This window comes from Streptomyces caelestis, from assembly GCF_001279005.1.
GTDB lineage: Bacteria > Actinomycetota > Actinomycetes > Streptomycetales > Streptomycetaceae > Streptomyces > Streptomyces heliomycini.
On record NZ_LGCN01000026.1, the window covers coordinates 1 to 1228 of the forward strand.

1 protein-coding gene is annotated in these 1228 nt (G+C 66.4%); it reads left to right on the top strand.

Annotated features, from left to right (window positions below; translation table 11 throughout):
- The coding region (locus ADK41_RS03470) for a pectinesterase family protein (protein ID WP_030837485.1) at positions 1-994 on the top strand (994 nt) is incomplete at its 5' end.
- Positions 995-1228: the final 234 nt, after the last annotated feature.

Below are 1228 nucleotides of genomic sequence, written 5' to 3' on the forward strand. Positions count from 1 at the left end.
CCTCGCCAACCAGAACGCCGGCACCGCCAACGGCACCCCGATCGTCCAGGAAACCTGCGCCGACACCACCACCAAACAGTGGCTCTTCACCCCCGCCGGCTCCCCCCAGCAGGCCACGGTCGCGGCGGACGGCAGCGGTCAGTACCGCACGGTGCAGGCCGCGGTCGACGCGGTACCCGCCAACAACAGCAGCCGGGCCACCATCACCATCGCGCCGGGCACCTACCGCGAAGTCGTCAGGATCCCGTCCAACAAGCCCAACATCACACTGCAGGGGCTGGGATCGTCCCCGTCGCAGGTGCTGCTCGTCTACAACAACTCGGCTTACACGTCAGGCACTTCGGGCAGCGCCACGGCGTTCATCGACGGTCGGAACTTCATCGCGACGAATCTGACGATCTCCAACGACTTCGACGAGAGGTCCACCCCCGAAGGCCACCAGGCCGTGGCGCTGCGCCTCGGCGCCGACCGTGCGGTCTTCCGCAACGTGCGCCTGCTCGGCGACCAGGACACCTTCCTCGTCAACGACTCGGCACGCGCGTACATGGTCGACTCCTATGTCGAAGGCACCGTCGACTTCATCTTCGGGGGCGGAACCATGGTCTTCCACCGCACCACCGTGCACGAGAAGCGTTCCACCGGCGGACCGATCACGGCGGCCAGCACGGCCGCGACCAAGCAGTACGGCTTCCTCTTCTACCAGTCCACCGTCACCGGCACGGGCAGCAACAACACCACCCTGGGCAGGCCGTGGCGGCCCGACGCCCAGGTGCTGTACCGCGAGTGCAACCTGAGCAAGACGATCCGCACCTCGCAGCCGTGGACCGACATGTCGTCCAGTTCCTGGAAGAACGCCCGGTTCCTGGAGTACCGCAACACCGGCGCCGGCGCCGGCGCCAACAGCAACCGCCCCCAGTTGAGCGACTCCCAGGCCGCGCAGTACACACCGCAGCGGTACCTGGCGGGAAGCGACGGCTGGAACCCGATCGGCTGATTGAAAGGACACCCCTATGGGATCCATGAGGTTCATGAGACATCGACTGACACGGGCAACGGTGACTACTATTGTCATGGCCCTGACCATCGTGCTCACCGGACACCTTCCCTCGGCACAGGCCGCCGTGCCCACCGCGGGTCAGACGTACCGGATCAGCGTGGCCGCCGGCAACAAGTGCCTGGAGATCAAGAACGGCGTCCCCGACGACGGCGCACTGCTCCAACAATGGCA